At 73.9% G+C, this 16,262-nt stretch carries 15 protein-coding genes and 1 tRNA gene; 6 read left to right on the forward strand and 10 right to left on the reverse strand.

Annotated features, from left to right (window positions below):
• Positions 1 to 61: 61 nt before the first annotated feature.
• Positions 62 to 754, reverse strand: a complete 693-nt coding sequence (locus ACWDCZ_RS19055) for a histidine phosphatase family protein (RefSeq protein ID WP_049650989.1) — start codon at positions 752 to 754, stop codon at positions 62 to 64.
• A 161-nt stretch (positions 755 to 915) separates the two neighbouring features.
• Between ACWDCZ_RS19055 and ACWDCZ_RS19060 the strand changes: the two genes are divergently transcribed.
• Positions 916 to 1,896: a magnesium and cobalt transport protein CorA gene (locus tag ACWDCZ_RS19060; protein WP_449816450.1), complete on the forward strand. Its 981-nt coding sequence runs from the start codon at positions 916 to 918 to the stop codon at positions 1,894 to 1,896.
• Between the two features lie 51 nt (positions 1,897 to 1,947).
• On the opposite strand, the gene ACWDCZ_RS19065 is transcribed toward ACWDCZ_RS19060, so the two are convergent.
• Positions 1,948 to 2,994, reverse strand: a complete 1,047-nt coding sequence (locus ACWDCZ_RS19065; RefSeq protein ID WP_117487218.1) for an LLM class F420-dependent oxidoreductase — start codon at positions 2,992 to 2,994, stop codon at positions 1,948 to 1,950.
• A gap of 240 nt (positions 2,995 to 3,234) precedes the next feature.
• Here ACWDCZ_RS19065 and ACWDCZ_RS19070 point away from each other — a divergent pair, with 240 nt between their 5' ends.
• The gene (locus tag ACWDCZ_RS19070) at positions 3,235 to 4,215 is read left to right on the forward strand and encodes an aldo/keto reductase (RefSeq protein ID WP_074002315.1); all 981 of its coding nucleotides are present in this window, start codon (positions 3,235 to 3,237) and stop codon (positions 4,213 to 4,215) included.
• Positions 4,216 to 4,274: 59 nt separating this feature from the next.
• Positions 4,275 to 6,437 carry a helix-hairpin-helix domain-containing protein gene (locus ACWDCZ_RS19075; RefSeq protein WP_449816451.1) on the forward strand — a complete coding sequence of 721 codons (2,163 nt, stop codon included), beginning with the start codon at positions 4,275 to 4,277 and terminating at the stop codon, positions 6,435 to 6,437.
• 120 nt (positions 6,438 to 6,557) lie between these two features.
• On the opposite strand, the gene ACWDCZ_RS19080 is transcribed toward ACWDCZ_RS19075, so the two are convergent.
• The gene (locus tag ACWDCZ_RS19080) at positions 6,558 to 7,163 is read right to left on the reverse strand and encodes a hypothetical protein (protein ID WP_049660402.1); all 606 of its coding nucleotides are present in this window, start codon (positions 7,161 to 7,163) and stop codon (positions 6,558 to 6,560) included.
• A 363-nt stretch (positions 7,164 to 7,526) separates the two neighbouring features.
• Here ACWDCZ_RS19080 and ACWDCZ_RS19085 point away from each other — a divergent pair, with 363 nt between their 5' ends.
• Positions 7,527 to 7,736 carry a DUF5703 family protein gene (locus ACWDCZ_RS19085; RefSeq protein ID WP_037901221.1) on the forward strand — a complete coding sequence of 70 codons (210 nt, stop codon included), beginning with the start codon at positions 7,527 to 7,529 and terminating at the stop codon, positions 7,734 to 7,736.
• Positions 7,737 to 7,893: 157 nt separating this feature from the next.
• Here ACWDCZ_RS19085 and ACWDCZ_RS19090 read toward each other — a convergent pair whose 3' ends face one another.
• The 3 genes from ACWDCZ_RS19090 to ACWDCZ_RS19100 all read right to left on the reverse strand — a co-directional run bounded on the left by ACWDCZ_RS19090 (position 7,894) and on the right by ACWDCZ_RS19100 (position 10,956).
• On the reverse strand, positions 7,894 to 8,775 hold the full coding sequence (locus ACWDCZ_RS19090; protein ID WP_449816452.1) for a chaplin: 882 nt from the start codon (positions 8,773 to 8,775) through the stop codon (positions 7,894 to 7,896).
• A gap of 327 nt (positions 8,776 to 9,102) precedes the next feature.
• The gene (locus tag ACWDCZ_RS19095; protein WP_074002312.1) at positions 9,103 to 9,345 is read right to left on the reverse strand and encodes a chaplin; all 243 of its coding nucleotides are present in this window, start codon (positions 9,343 to 9,345) and stop codon (positions 9,103 to 9,105) included.
• Positions 9,346 to 9,624: 279 nt separating this feature from the next.
• Positions 9,625 to 10,956, reverse strand: coding sequence for a M20/M25/M40 family metallo-hydrolase (locus ACWDCZ_RS19100; RefSeq protein ID WP_049659731.1), 1,332 nt, complete (start codon positions 10,954 to 10,956; stop codon positions 9,625 to 9,627).
• 304 nt (positions 10,957 to 11,260) lie between these two features.
• On the opposite strand from ACWDCZ_RS19100, the gene ACWDCZ_RS19105 reads away from it, so the two are divergent.
• A tRNA-Leu gene (locus ACWDCZ_RS19105) sits at positions 11,261 to 11,345 on the forward strand.
• Between the two features lie 188 nt (positions 11,346 to 11,533).
• Here the strand turns inward: ACWDCZ_RS19105 and ACWDCZ_RS19110 are convergent.
• Positions 11,534 to 11,971: a hypothetical protein gene (locus ACWDCZ_RS19110; protein ID WP_181970532.1), complete on the reverse strand. Its 438-nt coding sequence runs from the start codon at positions 11,969 to 11,971 to the stop codon at positions 11,534 to 11,536.
• A gap of 456 nt (positions 11,972 to 12,427) precedes the next feature.
• Here ACWDCZ_RS19110 and ACWDCZ_RS19115 point away from each other — a divergent pair, with 456 nt between their 5' ends.
• Complete coding sequence (locus ACWDCZ_RS19115; protein ID WP_449816453.1) at positions 12,428 to 13,051, forward strand: MarR family winged helix-turn-helix transcriptional regulator; 624 nt, start codon at positions 12,428 to 12,430, stop codon at positions 13,049 to 13,051.
• Here ACWDCZ_RS19115 and ACWDCZ_RS19120 read toward each other — a convergent pair.
• The 3 genes from ACWDCZ_RS19120 to ACWDCZ_RS19130 form a co-directional block, all read right to left on the reverse strand.
• Positions 13,044 to 14,405 (reverse strand): chloride channel protein, encoded by a 1,362-nt coding sequence (locus ACWDCZ_RS19120; RefSeq protein WP_449816454.1) that lies wholly within the window; start codon positions 14,403 to 14,405, stop codon positions 13,044 to 13,046. The genes ACWDCZ_RS19115 and ACWDCZ_RS19120 overlap by 8 nt on opposite strands.
• A gap of 199 nt (positions 14,406 to 14,604) precedes the next feature.
• On the reverse strand, positions 14,605 to 15,339 hold the full coding sequence (locus ACWDCZ_RS19125; RefSeq protein ID WP_234348735.1) for a TetR family transcriptional regulator: 735 nt from the start codon (positions 15,337 to 15,339) through the stop codon (positions 14,605 to 14,607).
• Between the two features lie 86 nt (positions 15,340 to 15,425).
• A partial coding sequence (locus tag ACWDCZ_RS19130; RefSeq protein ID WP_449816455.1) for an acyl-CoA dehydrogenase family protein occupies positions 15,426 to 16,262 on the reverse strand: 837 nt, incomplete at its 5' end.

Here is a 16,262-nt window from a genome sequence, read left to right on the forward strand (position 1 = left end):
GGGGAAGCGAACGGTGCCGCCGCGGACGGCGCCTCCCCGGACGGCCCGTCGGCGGCGCGGCCTAGACGGTGCCGCCGACCACCGCGTCGCCGGCCGGGGTGGCCGCCGCCGGGCCGGGCCGGGGGGCGAGCGAGGCGAGGTCGCCGGTGTCGCCCATCCGCAAGACGAAGGGCCGCTGCGGGGTGTAGCGGATCGCGGTGACCGAACAGGGCTCGACGCTGATCCGCTGGAAGTGGTCCAGGTGCAGCCCGAGCGCGTCCGCCACCACGGCCTTGATCACGTCCCCGTGCGAGCAGGCGATCCAGACCGCGTCCTCGCCGTGCTCGTCCGCGATCCTCCGGTTCCACTCGCGCACCGCGTCCACCGTGCGGTGGCTCAGCTCGCGCAGCGACTCCCCGCCGGGGAAGGCGGCCCCGGCGGCGTGGTCCTGCACGGTGCGCCAGAGCGGCTCCTTGGCCAGCTCGGCCAGCGGACGGCCGGTCCACTCGCCGTAGTGGCACTCCCCCAGCCGCTCGTCCTCGGCCGGCGGCCCGAGCTCGGGCCGGACCGCCAGCAGCGGCTCCAGCGTCTGCCGGCAGCGCTCCAGCGGGCTGCTGACCGCCCGCACCAGCGGGATGCCGGCCAGTCGGCCGGCCAGCGCGGCGGCCTGGTCCCGGCCGGTGTCGTCGAGGTCCACGCCGGGGGTCCAACCGGCCAGGATTCCGGCGGTGTTCGCGGTGGAGCGGCCGTGACGGACGAGCAGCAGGGTGGGCATGGGGTCAGCCTACGGCCTCCGGGCCCGGCCGTGGAGACCGGATTTCCCGCCCGTCCGGCCCGCGGCGGCCGGGTCCGCCACCGCCCCGGCCGCCGGGGGCCGGTGGACCGGAATCCCCCGGATCCGTGCCGGACGGCCCCGCTCGGGTGACAATGGCCCGCATGATCGTCCACTGCGCCGCCTACCACGACGGCCGCCGCATCGAGGCCCCCGAGGACCTGGCCGGCGCGCTCGCCGCCGCCCGCGCGGCCGGTCCGGACGGCTTCGTCTGGATAGGCCTGTTCGAGCCCACCGCCGAGGAACTCGACCGCGTCGGCCAGGAGTTCGCGCTGCACCCGCTGGCCGTCGAGGACGCCGTCAGCGCCCACCAGCGCCCCAAGGTGGAGGCGTACAAGGGCTCGCTGTTCGTCGCGCTGAAGACCCTCGGCTACCACCCCGGCGGGCACGTCGTCACGGTCGGCGAGGTGATGGTCTTCCTCGGCCCGGACTTCGTGATGACCGTCCGGCACGGCGAGGACAGCCCGCTCAGCGGACTGCGGGCCGCCCTGGAGCAGGACCCCGAACAGCTGCGGTACGGGCCCAGCTCGGTGCTGCACTCGGTCTGCGACACGATCGTCGACGGCTACATGGACGTGGCCGCCGGGCTCCAGACCGACCTGGACGAACTGGAGGCGGACATCTTCTCCCCCTCCCGGGTCGACCGCGACACCGCCGGACGGATCTACGGCTACAAGCGCCAGGTGATGTCCGTGCGCCGGGCCACCGGCCCGCTGCTGGAGCCGATGCTGGCCCTGGAGCGCGGCGCCCGCTTCGTCCGCCCCGAGGCCGCGCCCTACCTGCGGGACGTCGCCGACCACGTGGCCCGGGTGAACGACCAGGTGGACGGCATGGACCGGCTGCTGTCCGACATCCTGAACGCCAACCTGGCGCAGGTCAGCGTCCAGCAGAACAACGACATGCGGAAGATCTCGGCCTGGGCGGCGCTGGCCGCCGTACCGACCATGATCGCGGGCATCTACGGGATGAACTTCGAGCACATGCCGGAGCTGCACCAGATCTGGGGGTACCCGGCGGTGCTGGTGCTGATGACGGTGGTCTGCCTGGTGCTGCACCGGGTGTTCAAGCGGCACGACTGGCTGTAGCGCCGCCGGTCGGACCACAGGCGGTCGGGCCGCTCGGACACCCGGCCCCGGTCAGGCCAGTCCGGCGCGCTCCAGCGCCTCGACACCGGTGCGCAGCGCCAGGATCCGCTCGTCCAGGGTGAACCCGGCCGGGGCCAGGGTGAGCGTGGTGACGCCCGCCTCGGCATAGGCCTGCATCCGGTCGGCGATCCGGGCGGTGTCGCCGATCAGCGAGGTGGCGTCGATCAGGTCGTGCGGGACGGCGGCCGCGGCGCCCGCGTGGTCCCGGGCGAGGTACTTCTCCTGGACCTCGTCGGCGGCCTGCTCGTAGCCCATCCGCCGGGCGAGCTGGTTGTAGAAGTTCTTCTCCTTGCTGCCCATGCCGCCGATGTAGAGCGCGGCGTACGAGCGCAGGGCGTCGACCCCGGCCTTGATGTCCTCGCCGACCGCGAGGTTCACGGTCGGGCAGAGGTCGAAGCCCTCCAGCGTCCTCCCGGCCTTGGCGCGGCCGGCCGTCAGCGGGTCGAGGGAGAGCGCGGCGTGCTCGGGCGAGAAGAAGATGCCGAGCCAGCCGTCGGCGATCTCGCCGGTCAGTTCCAGGTTCCTGGGCCCGATCGCGGCGATGTACAGCGGGATGTGCTCGCGCACCGGGTGCACGGTGAGCTTGATCGGCTTGCCGGGGCCGCCGGGCAGCGGGAGCGTCCAGTGCTCGCCCTCGTGCACCAGGCGCTCGCGGGACATCGCCTTGCGGATGATCTCCACGTACTCGCGGGTGCGGGCGAGCGGCTTGTCGAACTTCACCCCGTACCAGCCCTCGGACACCTGCGGGCCGGAGACGCCGAGGCCGAGCCGGAACCGGCCGCCGGACAGGGTGTCCAGGGTCGCGGCGGTCATCGCGGTCATCGCCGGGGTGCGCGCCGGGATCTGGAAGATGGCCGAGCCGACGTCGATCCGCTCGGTCTTCGCGGCGACGAAGCTGAGCACCGTCGCGGCGTCCGAGCCGTACGCCTCCGCCGCCCAGCAGACGGAGTAGCCGAGGCGGTCCGCCTCCTGGGCCACGGCGATGTTGTCGGCGTCCATGCCGAGTCCCCAGTAGCCGAGGTTGATCCCGAGTCGCATCTGCCGCACCTTCCAGTGGGTTGGGGTTGGTCGCGAGGGTAACCGTGCCCGCACCGAACACGCTACTGACGGGTAGGGGTGGATCCGGTCACACCGGTGCTGTTGATCGTTCTGCGGGTCTGCACCTCTCTCCGCGCACCGGCCGCTACGCTCAGCCGACGTGGGGAGCGCTCTCCCCACCTGCGCGTTCACAGGGCCGCCGGGGCTCCCGGGGCCACCGGCCAGTGGAAGGCCCGTCCGATGGAAAAGCGTCACCTCGGCCGTACCGGCCTCCAGGTCTCCCGGCTCGGCCTCGGCACCATGACCTGGGGCCGCGACACCGACGAGCAGGAGGCCGCCGAGCAGCTCAAGGAGTTCGTCGACGCCGGCGGCAACCTGGTCGACACCGCCGACGTGTACGCGGACGGCGGCGCCGAGTACCTGATCTCCCGGCTCACCGACAGCCTGGTCCCCCGCTCCGAGCTCGTCATCGCCACCAAGGCCGGCAGCGTCCCCGAGTCCGCCCGCCGCTTCGACGGCTCGCGCGGCCACCTGCTCGCCGCCCTGGACGCCTCGCTGCGCCGGCTCGGCACCGACTACGTCGACCTGTGGCAGGTGCACTCCTTCGATCCGGTGACCCCGGTCGAGGAGACGCTCAGCGCCCTCGACATCGCCGTCTCCTCCGGGCGCGCCCGCTACGTCGGGGTCTGCGACTTCAGCGGCTGGCAGCTCGCCAAGTCCGCCGCCTGGCAGCACGCCCACCACGGGCGGGTGCCGCTGGCCGGGGCGCAGCTGGAGTACTCGCTGCTCCAGCGCGGCATCGAGCGGGAGGCGCTGCCCGCCGCGCTGGACGCCGGGGTCGGGGTGCTGGCCGGCTCGCCGCTCGGGCGCGGGGTGCTCACCGGCAAGTACCGGCACGGCGTCCCGCAGGACTCGCGCGGCGCCTCGCCGTACCTGTCCGGGTTCGTCCAGCCGTACCTCGGGGAGCGCTCGCGACGGATCGTGGACGCCCTCGCCACCGCCGCCGACGGGCTCGCCAGCACCCCGCTGGCCGTCGCGCTGGCCTGGGTCCGGGACCGGCCCGGGGTGGCGAGCGCCCTGGTCGGGGCCCGGACGGTGGCCCAGCTGCAGTCGGCGCTGTCGGTGGAGGCGCTTACGCTTCCGGATGAGATCCGTGGTGCGCTGGACGACATCTCGTCGCCGGTGCACCACTACCCGGACCAGGGGTGGACGGAGCTGTGACCACCGGCCCGGGTCGTCGAGCAGAACCTGCAGTGGAGTGACCTTTGGAGCGGACGACGATGACTGACACGGGGAACGGCGCTCCGGAGGTGACCGCCGGGGCCAAGCTGACCCCGGAGGCGAAGGCCGCGAAGTTCGCGGAGCTGGCCCAGCGGATCCGCGGCATGCAGCCGGAGGACGCCGCGGACCGTGCCGCACGGGCGGGTGCCGCCCGTGCGGAGGCCTCGATGGCGGAAGCCCCGGCTGAGGAGGATCCGACGGAGGAGGCCCCGGAGCCCGGAGGGTCGGAGCCCGGGGAGCCGGAGCCGGCCGCTGCGGCCCCGGTCCCGGCCGCCCCCGTTCCGGCCCGGATTCCCGCCCCGGCCGCCCCCGCTCCGGTGGTGTCCGACCGGCAGCGCGAAGAGGTGCTCCGCGCCACCGTCGAGGTGCTGACCGCCGGCGGCGCCCCGGCCGACCTGGCGGCCGCCGCCGTGGCCGCGCTCGGCGAGGAGGCGCCCGCACGGCTGCGCGAGGACCCGTGGGCGGTGCTGGGCCTGCCCGGCGTCCGGCCCGAGCACGCGGACGGCTTCGCCCGGGAGCTGCTCGGCGCCGGTGCCGGCCCGGGCGACGAGCGCCGCGCCCGGGCGCTGGTGCCGTGGCTGCTGGAGCAGGCGGCGCTGCGCGGGCACTCCGCCCTGGAGCTGGCCGAGGTGGCGGTCGGGCTCGACCGGCTCCGGATGCCCGAGCCGGCCACCGCGATCCAGGCCGCCGTCGAGGACGGGCGGGTGCTCTCCTTCCAGGAGGAGCTGGCCGGCCCCGAGGCGCACGCGGCGGGCGGCGACGAGGAGGACGAGGCGCCGACCCGGACGCTGCTCGCCCTGGCGGGGCTGGCGATGGCCGAGGATAGCCTCGCCGAGAAGCTGCTCCAGCTGATGGCCACCTTCGTGCCGGGCGAGGACGCCGAGGAGACCGGGGACGCCGAGGAGCCCGGGGACGCGGAGGCCGGGGCGGAGGCCGCCGAGGGCTCCGCCCAGCAGCCCCCCGCCGCCCCCGGCCCGGCCGCTTGGGCGGCCGCCGCCGAGGCCGCGTCGTCCTCCTCCGCGACCGCCCTGATCAAGGCCGTCGCCGAGCACGCCCTGGTGCTGCACACCGGCGGCGAGGCGGCCCGCGGCGAGCCGGCCGCGCTGGTCGCCGCCGCCCGCGGCCTCGGGCTGCGGGCCTGGGCCGCCACCTGGACGGACCAGGGGCGGGACTCCCTCGCCGCGCTCGCCGAGGCGGGCGCCGGGGCCCCCGTGGTCACCCTCGCCGAGCTGCTCTCCGGCGCCGCCGGCCCTGGCCGCGCCCCGGACGGCACGCTCGCCCTGGACCTGCTGGTCGTGCTGGACGCCCCGCTGCTGGACGTCGACCTGGCCGCCGTCGTCCTGGAGTCGCTGGCCGACGGCACCCGGCTGGTGCTCAGCGGGGACCCGGGGCAGCTCTGGTCGGCCGGCCCCGGGCGGGTCTTCGCCGACCTGCTGGCCGCCAAGGCCTGCCCGGCGGTCGCCTCCCGCACCCCGGACTTCGGCCCGATCGGCGAGCTGGTCTCCGGTGTCGGCATCGGCGAGCTCCAGCCCGTCGAGGCGCCGGACAAGGAGGTGGTCATCCTGACCGCCAAGGACGCCGGCGAGGCCGTCCACCGCGCCGTCCAGCTGCTCACCGACTCCATCCCGCGCGCGCTGGGCATCCCCGCCGAGCAGGTGGTGCTGCTCACCCCGGGCCACGGCGGCCCGGCCGGCACCCGCGCGCTGAACGCCGCCGCCAAGGCCCGGCTCAACCCCGGCCCCGGCCGGTTCGGCGGCTTCGACCCGGGCGACCGGGTGGTCGACTCCCCCACCCCCGGCGTCACCCGCCCGGCCCGGGTGCTGGACGGCGACGCCACCGGTCTGCACCTGGAGTACGCGGACGGCTCGCACCGGACCGTCCCGCCGGCCGAGGCCGCCCGGCTGCGGCACGGCTGGGCGCTGACCGTCCACCAGGCGGTCGGCCGGCGCTGGTCGGGCGCGGTCGTGGTGGTCCCGGAGGACGCCGCCCAGGCGCTCACCCGGCAGTGGGTCTACACCGCCTTCGGCCGCGGCGAGCGGCACCTGTCCGTGGTGCACGCGGCGGGCCCGGCGCTCGTCCAGGCCGTCGCCGAGCGCCAGGCGCAGTCGCGCACCACCCGGCTGCGGGCGGTCCTCGCCGAGAACGCCGCCTCGGCGTACTGACCGGCGTTCCGGCCGGCCCCGCTCCGACGGGCCGCCGGCCGGAACGCACGACGGGCGGGCCCCGGTGTTCCCGGGCCCGCCCGTCGGCCGTCCTGCACGGCGTCGGTCGTCCTGTCCGCGTCAGTCGTCCGGGTCCTCGTCGTCGTAGACCTCGCTCACGTCGAACCGGCAGATCAGCAGCTGCGGGTCGGCGTGCTCGAAGGGCTCGGGCAGCCACTCGCCCGGCTCGGTCGGCTCGGTGGCCGCGACCCAGAGCGTCGAGTCGGCCTCCTCCAGGCCGAACTCCTCACTGCGGGCGGCGATCTCGTCGGGCTCGTACTCGCCGAACAGCACGCCGATCGCGGCGTTCACCCCGCCCGCGCCGGCGCCGCCCGGGGTCAGCGACTCGTCCAGCCGCTCGGCCTGGGCACGCAGCCGCTCGGGGTCGACGACGTGGTAGTCACGGCGGATCAACACGCTGATCGCCTCGGGCTGTTCGGGGCCGTGGTACCCGCCGGGGCCCTCGTCCCCGGGGATCTCGAAGGGCGTGACCTCGTCGTAGGCCTCGTACAGGAGCTGGTCGTAGGCGATGGCCGCCGTCGCGAGCTGCTCGTAGGCGGCGGTGACGGCGGGATCATCGGCTGCGTTGGGGCTTGACACCGCTTCCAGATGACGGTCGATGGCGGCCTTGACCGCCTCAGCGGCGGCGCGTACCTCGGCAATGGTGGGCTGCGCGGCATCAGACATGGTGCAGACGCTATCTCCCCGCGGTGTCGCCACGCACAGCGGTTGTCACCTACACCCGCGATTTCACCGCAACTTCCCCCCTGATGTCCGATCCGTCCCGCTTCGTCCCCACGCGCCACCGGCGCGAAGCGGGCGCGGAGGGCGCACGCCGGACCCACCGAGGCCGTCCGGCTGCCGCTTCGCGCGCCGGGATCGGGGTATCCCCTCCACAGTGGCAACAGGACTGATGCACTGTCAGTCGGCGGCCGGGGCCGCACCCGTTCCGACCGTCGCCCGCGCACGGGAGGACGGCCGGAAATACCCGGGCCGACTGTCCGGGGCAGGCCGTAGGCTTGCCTGAAGGTGATCCCCAGGAGGAGCGTTTTGACCCCACGGAAGCCGGTCCGGCAGCCGGAGTACGAGTACCAGTCCCTGCGCATGCCGCGCGGCACCACGCGCAACGCGGCGCGCCAACTGCTCACCGAGCACGCCGAGTACGGGCACTGGGAGCTCGACCGGCTGCGGTTGTTCCCCGACGGCAGCCGGACGGTCCGGCTGAAGCGGCGGATCATCCGGCAGGTCCGGAACTGGTGACGGGCGGGGCACCGCGGCCCCGGGCGGCAGCGAGCCCTCACGCGTCCGCGGCCGCCCGTTCGCTCGGCGGCCGCGGATGCGTCGTTCCTCAGGTACGTCCGGGGGCGGGCGCGCACCGGTCCCGCTCAGCGCGCGCCCTGGTTCCCCTCCCGCCGTGTCAGCGGGCGCCGGCCCGGGCCCGGCGGTAGAGCACGCCGCCGCCGAGCAGCATCGCGAGGCCGGCGGCCCCGAGCAGCTCGACGTTGCCGGCACCGGTGGTGGCCAGCTGGGCGGACGGCGCCGGCTTGGCGGCGGGCGCCACGGCGGCGGACGCGGAGGTGGCCGGAGCCACGCCGGTGCGCGCGACGCTCGTCACCTCCTCGGAGGAGGTCTGCGGCGGGGTCGGGCAGGTCTCCACGCAGCCCTCGGCCGGCGGCGTCGGGGTGACCTTCTCGACCTTCTCCACATTGGCGCAGTCGTTGCCGAAGGCCGGGTTGCCGACGCCGGCCACGTTCACCGAGTTGCCGCAGGCGTTGACCGGAACGTCCACCGGCGCCTGGACGCTGTTGCCCGAGAGCACGCCCGCCGAGTTGGCGGCGACACCGGAGGCGCCGGCACCCGGGACGTCGACACCCGTGCCATCGGCACCCGGAACCTTGGTGGCCGGACCCGCGGCGTCCGGGACGGCACTCGCCGGGAGGGCACTGGCCGGCAGAGTACTGGCCGGGAGGGTGCCGGCCGGAGCCGTGGCACCCTGGCTCCCGCTGGCACTGGAGCTGTCGGTACGGCCGGCGCCGGTGGCGCCGGACTGGCCGCCATGGGCGGGCTTGGACGCCTGATGGCCGCCGCCGCTGACGTTGGCACAGCGGTTGCCGAAGGACGGGTTCAGCAAGCCGATCACATCGATCGTGTTGCCGCAGGCATTGATCGGCACCTCGATCGGCACCTGGACCGAGTTGCCCGAGACGACACCGGGTGAACCGGTGGCCACCCCCTGCGCGTCGGCGCCCCCCGCGTAGGCGTAGCCGGCGGTCGAGGCCAGCACACTGCCGGTGGCCACGGCCGTGAGGATCCCCTTCTTGGCTACTTTCCTCATGTTTTCCCCTGACATTTCGAGACGACGTGTCGACCTTGGCATGAACCTTGCAAAAAAGTCGGAATTTCCGTATATCCGTAAATCACGCAAGGGCTTCGGCTGCACACGGGTTAACGAGAGGCCAACGGGGAGGTTGAGCAACGAAACCCCGCTTCACTCGATCGAGTGATCGTGTCGGATCCCGTGTATCCGGTATCCCAGCGGGGACGCGAACGCCCCCGGCGCGGCGCGTCCGCCGCCCGGGGGCTCGCGTGAGTCGGCTCAACAGGCCCCGACGGCCCGGAGGTCGACTCAGAAGTTGGCGCAGTGGTTGGCGAACGCCGGGTTCAGCACGCCCACGACGCTCACGGTGTTGCCGCAGAGGTTGACCGGGATGTGCACCGGAACCTGGATCTGGTTGCCCGAGACGACACCCGGGGAACCGGCGGCCACACCCTCGGCGGCGGCGCCGCCCTGAGCGGACGCGACACCGGCGGCGGCGAGCACCAGGCCACCGGTGGCGGCGGCGACAGCGGCGATCTTCTTGACCTTCATCATTCCTCCTGTATGGACAACGCAACCCGTTCGGCGGGCTGCACAGGGATGAACGACGCTGCGGCAAACGGGGTACGGAGTGGATCTCCCATTCACCCGCAACGGTGAGATCTCGCACACATGATCGGCCTGGAATTCCGAGCAGAATCGCTTCTGTCGATCTCTTTCTTCCTGTCCCACAATCATCAGCTCGGACAATGCGGTCGGCCCGCCCCCGGAACTCCGGGAGCGGGCCGACCCAGTCACCTGATCAGCGCGGGCACCGCCGCGCGGAACGGCTCAGCAGGCGTCGATGAAACGGTCCAGCACCCGGGCGCCGAACTTCAGCCCGTCCACCGGCACCCGCTCGTCCACGCCGTGGAACATCCCGGCGAAGTCCAGCTCCGGCGGCAGCTGGAGCGGCGCGAAGCCGAAGCAGCGGATGCCCAGGTCCTGGAAGGACTTGGCGTCCGTCCCGCCCGACAGGCAGTACGGCACCGCGCGGGCGATCGGGTCCTCGGCCCGCAGCGCGGTCTGCATCGCCTCGACCAGGGCCCCGTCGAAGCCGGTCTCGATCGCCTTGTCCGAGTGCAGGCTCTCGCGCTTCACGCGCGGGCCGAGCACACTGTCCAGCTCGGCCAGGAACTCCTCCTCGTAGCCGGGCAGGAAGCGGCCGTCCACGTGCGCGGTGGCCTGACCGGGGATCACGTTGACCTTGTAGCCGGCGCCGAGCATGGTCGGCTGGGCGGTGTTCCGCAGCGTGGTGCCGATCATCTTGGCGATGCCGCCGAGCACGCGCAGCGTCTCGTCCATGTTCTCCGGGTCCAGCTCGACCCCGAGCGCGTCCGACAGCTCGTCCAGGAAGGCCCGGACGGTCTTGGTGATCCGCAGCGGGAACTGGTGCCGGCCGAGCCGGGCGACCGCCTCGCACAGCTCGGTGATCGCGTTGTCGTCGTTCTCCATCGAGCCGTGGCCGGCCCGGCCCTCGACCGTCAGGCGCATCCAGTGCATGCCCTTCTCGGCCGTCTCCACCAGGTAGAGGCGGACCTGGTCGTTGACCGTGAAGGAGAAGCCGCCGACCTCGCCGATCGCCTCGGTCACGCCCTCGAACAGCCCGGGGTGCTTGTCCACCAGGAAGCGCGCCCCGTAGGTGCCGCCGGCCTCCTCGTCGGCGAGGAAGGCCAGCACGATGTCGCGCGGGGGCTTGCGCCCGGTGCGCAGCCGGTCGCGGATGACCGCCAGGGTCATCGCGTCCATGTCCTTCATGTCCACCGCGCCACGCCCCCAGACGCAGCCGTCCGCGATCTCACCGCCGAACGGGTCGTGGGTCCAGTCCGCCGCGTTGGCCGGCACCACGTCGGTGTGGCCGTGGATCAGCAGGCCCGGACGGGAACGGTCCTCGCCCTCGATCCGGACCACGGTCGAGGCCCGCCCCTTGGCCGACTCGAAGATCTTCGGCTCCAGCCCGAACTCGGCGAGCTGCTCGGCCACGTACTCGGCCGCCTTCCGCTCCCCCGGGCCGGATCCGTCCCCGTAGTTGCTGGTGTCGATCCGGATCAGATCGCGACAGATCTCGGCGACCTCCGACTCAGCCGTCACCTTCGGCGCCGCCGACTCGCTCCGCTCGCTCACGGTCACTCCTCGCGTCTTGGGCCCGCACCGACGCACCAGCGCGCCACCCCCAGGACCTGCACCCGGGCCGTACGAGCACGTCCGCCCATCCTCCCCCAGCCCCCGATCCCGATCCAGCCCCCGCACGTTCCCGAAACCCGCTGGTCACGCCCCCGCCACACGCCGCCCCTTGCCCCCGCCACCCGTCGGACCCGCCCGCCGGGAGCCCGCCGGAAACCGTTTTGGGACCCCAAGCCGATCTTTGCTACAGTTACATCTGTCAGCGCGACGGACGAGAGATCGGAAGCCGCGAGGACGACACCTAGTCCGGGTGGCGGAATGGCAGACGCGCTAGCTTGAGGTGCTAGTGCCCTTTATCGGGCGTGGGGGTTCAAGTCCCCCCTCGGACACCGAAAGAAAGGCCCCAGTTGATCTGGGGCCTTTCTGCTTTTCCGGTGCGGATCGCCCCTGTGGCGCGGGTCACCGCTGTGGTGCGACCGCCACGGGCGGATGCCCGGCCGGTGGGAACCGGCCGGGCATCCGGGTGGGCCTGGCCCGACGGGACGGTGCGGGTCACGCCCGAGGTGGCAGGGCTCGGTCAGCCCTCGTTGGCAGCGGCCGGAGCGGCGGCCTCGGCCGGAACCGCGGCCTCGGCCGGGGCGGCAGCGGGGGCGGCAGCCTCGACCGGAGCGGCGGCAGGAGCCGCAGCCGGGGCGGCGGCGGGCGCGGCGACCGCGGCGGCCGGGGCGTCGGCGGGGGCCGCGGCCGGGTCGACGAAGGTGGCACCCGAACCCGTGAAGGAACCGGTGACGCCGCTGTCGTCCGCCCAGATCCAGAAGTCCTCGTGCGAGACGCCATCGGGGCCGACGTGGGATTCGAGGGCCGCGAGACCGGCGCCGTTCTCGTTGGCGGTGAAGTAGCCCTTGCCGTAGTTCGCGTCGATGCCTCCAGTGCCGGCCGAGGCGAGGCCGGCGCAGCCGAGGACCAGCGGAACGGTGAGGGCGCCGACAGCCACGACTCGCTTGAGAGCACGCATGAAAATCTCCTCCACGGAGTTTCTGGATCGAGTGGCGGCGCCGGTCGGCCCCGCCGCGATTCAGACAGCCACGGCCCGCACCCCGCCGCAACCGGCGCCGCGACCCGTCCGGCCTCACGCCCCGTCAGAATCGCCGATCCCACCAGCGGAAACACAGTTCGTATGCCTATCTCGCAGGATCAGTCGGCTGGAGCACTCCCCCGTCACCCCTCGTCCCGATCGGCCCCCCGCCACGGACCGCCGCCGCACCGCCCGTCCCGCCCCGTCCCTCGGCAGCGTCATTCGAACGGGCCGATACGCGGCTCCGGCGTACGGGAACGGTTGGCTGGCGGCTCGGGCGGCCGACGCACCCTCGCGGATCGCACGTCCGGCTCCCATCGAAGTCCCGCCCTCGGCGGGCGGGTTGACGGACCACCCCCTTGACAGGCGCGCCGCACAATGCAGAATGACTTCATTATGAAGCAGGTACATACATCGGAGGAAGCGGCGGCCGGCCCATTGGGGCGGGATGCCGAGGGCCGGCTGTACGACAGCAGGGTGCGGACGGCCATGGGCGTGTTCACCAAGGGCGGGGACACCCTGGCGCTGGAGGCGGCGGCCGCCGCACGCTCGGCGTTCCACGCGGTGGAGAAGCTGCGGGCGCACGGATCACGAGGACGGGGGCTGAGCGCGGGGGCGCTGGACGTGCTGGTGCGGCTCGGTGCGGCGAGCAGGACGGGTGGAGCGGACGGAGGGGGTGAACCAGGCCTGACGGTGGGCGAGTTGGCCCGGGCCGGCGGGGTGAGCCCGCGCAATGCGACCGGCCTGGTGGACACCCTGGAGCGGGAGGGTCTGGCCCGCCGCTCCCCCGACCCGAACGACCGGCGGGCGGTGCTGGTCACCGCGACGGCCGAGGGGCTGGCCTGGCTGGAGGAGTTCCGGGCGCCCACCGAGCGCGCGATGGCCGCCGTCTTCCGCGGCTTCAGCGCCGAGGAGCTGGCCCAACTGCGGCACCTGTGCCTGCGGTTGGTGGAGAACCAGCAGCAGATCGAGCAGTACCTGACCGCGGTCCCGGACGGCCCGGGTGCGGAGGTCAGCTGACCCCGGATTCCTCCGTGCGGCCGGCCGGGGCGGCCTCCCGCTTCGGCCGGCCGCGCAGCGCCTCCGCGGTGATGAAGGCCGCCACCGTGGACACGATCAGCAGCGGCATCGAGTTCGCCGCCTCGCCGCCGAGCAGGGCCGCCGCCAGGACGGTACTGGTGACGGGCAGGCCGGTGACGGCGGCACCGGACGCCGCGAGGCCGACGGCCAGGGCGGGCGCGGCACCGAAGCCCGGCAGCGGCGCGCAGGCCGTACCGAGGGCCGCGCCGAGCAGGATCGCCGGGAAGATCGGGCCGCCGCGCAGGCTGCCGAGGGCGATCGACCAGCCCAGCCCCTTGCAGAGCACCAGGGCGAGCAGCGCGCCGACCGGCCAGGCGGCCGGGTCGGCGGCGAGCGTGCCCAGGGTGGCCTGCCCGGAGAGCGCGGCCTCCTCCGGGGAGCGGCCGGTGAGCAGGGCGTACGCGGCGAGGCAGCCGCCGACGGCGACCGCGCACAGCACGGTGCGCAGAGCCGTCTGCCGGGCGGTGCCGCTTGTGGTGAGGGTCTTCACCCGGCGGCCGACGGTCTGCCCGGCCACGCAGACCACGGCGATCGCGACGGCCAGCGGGACGCCCCAGAGGAAGTCACCCGCGTCCGGGACCCCGCTCCTCGGCACCTGCGGCAGCGAGAGCGCGCCGATCGCCAGGCCGGTCCAGTGGCCGAAGCCGGTGAAGACCAGCGCGCCGACCCCGCCGGCCAGCAGGCTGGGCAGGATCAGCGCGATCAGCTGCGGGCCGCCCAGCCCGGCCGCCTCGATCAGCATCACGGCGGCCACCAGCGGGCTGCCGAAGATGGTGGAGATCGCGGCCGCCGCCCCCGCCGTCCCCAACACCGCCACCAGCTGCGGCTGTTCGGCCCGCCGGGCGGACCGGACGGCGAGCAGGGCGAGGCCGCCGCCGAGCGCCATCAGCGGTGCCTCCGGGCCGAGCACCACGCCCAGCGGCAGACCGGCGAGCGCGGCCAGCACCACGCCGGGGACGGCGACCGGCGGCGTGGGCGGACCGCCCAGCCCGTCCACCGGGACGTGGCCGCCGCGCCCGGGCAGCCGGGTCACGACCGGGGCGAGCAGCAGGCCGGCCAGCAGCAGCGCGGGCAGCGGCCACCACCAGGGGGCGCGCCCGTAGCCGGCCGCGGCCGGCAGGCTCTCCCAGACCCAGTGCTGGAGTTCGTGCTCCAGGCCGACGAAGCCGAAGGCCGCCAGCGAGACCGGGATGCCGACCAGTGCCGAGATCAGCAGCAGGCGCGGGTAGCCCTTGTGCAGCAGCACCTCGTGCAGGGTCGGGCCGCTGCCCGGCTGCCGGGACGTCGTCGGCATCGCCGCTCCCTCGCGCTCCCGGGCCGCCCGCCGCCCGGGAGGCCCCGTCCTGCGACCGAGTCTCGCCCGGCGCCGGGAGCCGCGCACGGCGCACGGGCCGTCAGCCGGGGCCGCGGCGGGTGCGGCTGCGCCGTCCGGGTGACGGTCGGGGGCGGGCGTACCGGGGCGGGGGCTCCTTGCCAGGCCCGTACGACGGGCCTCAGCGGGCGTCGGTGCCCAGCGCGCTCTCGATGCTCTGGACCATCCGCCACAGCGGTGCCCGGCGGCTGGCGACCAGCACCACGACGTCGTCGGACTCGCCCTCGGCGGCGGCCTCGGCCGGGCGGTCGCCCCAGGTGCCGGTGACGAAGGCCATCGCCGCGTCCACCTCGGCCACCCAGTCGCTCTTCCCGCCCGAGCGCAGCCAGGTGCGCAGGGCGTGGTTGTGCGCGGAGACGACGGCGGCGGCGATCACGTCCGCGCGCAGGGGGCCGTCCGGGCGGTCGGCGAAGCGGCCGCGCAGGTAGGCGGCGAGGGTGTGCTCGTAGCGCCAGACCACGGACAGCTCGTACGCCCGCAGGCCGGGCACCTTGCGGGTCAGCCGGTAGCGCTGGACGGAGAAGGAGGGCTGCTCGGCGTACATCCGCAGGACCAGGCGGGCGGCGTCGCAGGCGTGCTTGACCGGGTCCTCCTCGCCGGTGCCGGACTCCAGGAACTCCGTCATCTCGGCGAGGCTGCGCTCGTGGTCGGGGAAGACCACGTCCTCCTTGGCCGGGAAGTAGCGGAAGAAGGAGCGCCGGCCGACGCCGGCCAGCGAGACGATGTCGTCGACGGTGGTCTGTTCGAAGCCGCGCTCCAGGAAGAGCTCGAAGGCCGCGGCCACCAGCGCCTCGCGCATCGCCGGCTTCGAGGGCCCGTCATTCATGGGCTGGTCCTGCTCTTCCTTCTCGCTCATCCACCGGAACCTAACATCCGTGCGCGGGGTCGGCGCCGACGGCCGGGCCGCTCCCGGGACCGGCCGTCGGTGCGTGTCGGTGCGCGTTACGGGAGGTTGCGGGCCATCACGATCCGCTGGACCTGGTTGGTCCCCTCGTAGATCTGCGTGATCTTCGCGTCCCGCATCATCCGCTCCACCGGGTAGTCCCGCGTGTACCCGTACCCACCAAGCAACTGCACCGCGTCCGTCGTGATCTCCATCGCCGCGTCCGACGCGAAGCACTTCGCCGCCGCACCGAAGAACGTCAGATCCGCGTCCCCCCGCTGCGACTTCGCCGCCGCCGCGTACGTCAACTGCCGCGCCGCCTCCAGCTTCATCGCCATGTCCGCCAGCATGAACTGCACACCCTGGAACTCCGCGATCGCCTTCCCGAACTGCCGGCGCTCCCGCACATACCCGTTCGCGTAGTCCAGCGCACCCTGCGCGATCCCGATCGCCTGCGCCGCGATGGTGACGCGGGTGTGGTCCAGCGTCCTCATCGCCGTCGCGAAACCCGTCCCCTCCGCACCGATCATCCGGTCCGCCGGGATCCGCACGTTGTCGAAGTACACCTCACGCGTCGGCGACCCCTTGATGCCCAGCTTCTTCTCCGGCGCACCGAAGGACACGCCCTCGTCGCCCTTCTCCACCACGAACGCCGAGATGCCCTTCGACCGCTTCTCCGGATCCGTCACCGCCATCACCGTGTAGAACTCGGAGACGCCCGCGTTGGTGATCCAGCGCTTCACACCGTTCAGCACCCAGAAGTCCCCGTCACGCACCGCCCGGGTCTTCATCCCCGCCGCATCCGAACCCGCCTCCGGCTCCGACAGGCAGTACGAGAACATCCCCTCGCCCCGCGCCAGCGCCCCCAGGTACTTCGCCTTCAACTCCTCCGAACC

The organism is Kitasatospora sp. NPDC001225, from assembly GCF_053597855.1.

Bases quoted from the DNA above. Each gene is read 5' to 3' on its own strand.
- ACWDCZ_RS19055 (WP_049650989.1), bottom strand. From the start codon at position 754: ATGCCCACCCTGCTGCTCGTCCGTCACGGCCGCTCCACCGCGAACACC.
- ACWDCZ_RS19060 (WP_449816450.1), top strand. From the start codon at position 916: ATGATCGTCCACTGCGCCGCCTACCACGACGGCCGCCGCATCGAGGCC.
- ACWDCZ_RS19065 (WP_117487218.1), bottom strand. From the start codon at position 2,994: ATGCGACTCGGGATCAACCTCGGCTACTGGGGACTCGGCATGGACGCC.
- ACWDCZ_RS19070 (WP_074002315.1), top strand. From the start codon at position 3,235: ATGGAAAAGCGTCACCTCGGCCGTACCGGCCTCCAGGTCTCCCGGCTC.
- ACWDCZ_RS19075 (WP_449816451.1), top strand. From the start codon at position 4,275: ATGACTGACACGGGGAACGGCGCTCCGGAGGTGACCGCCGGGGCCAAG.
- ACWDCZ_RS19080 (WP_049660402.1), bottom strand. From the start codon at position 7,163: ATGTCTGATGCCGCGCAGCCCACCATTGCCGAGGTACGCGCCGCCGCT.
- ACWDCZ_RS19095 (WP_074002312.1), bottom strand. From the start codon at position 9,345: ATGAAGGTCAAGAAGATCGCCGCTGTCGCCGCCGCCACCGGTGGCCTG.
- ACWDCZ_RS19110 (WP_181970532.1), bottom strand. From the start codon at position 11,971: ATGCGTGCTCTCAAGCGAGTCGTGGCTGTCGGCGCCCTCACCGTTCCG.
- ACWDCZ_RS19115 (WP_449816453.1), top strand. From the start codon at position 12,428: ATGAAGCAGGTACATACATCGGAGGAAGCGGCGGCCGGCCCATTGGGG.
- ACWDCZ_RS19120 (WP_449816454.1), bottom strand. From the start codon at position 14,405: ATGCCGACGACGTCCCGGCAGCCGGGCAGCGGCCCGACCCTGCACGAG.
- ACWDCZ_RS19125 (WP_234348735.1), bottom strand. From the start codon at position 15,339: ATGAGCGAGAAGGAAGAGCAGGACCAGCCCATGAATGACGGGCCCTCG.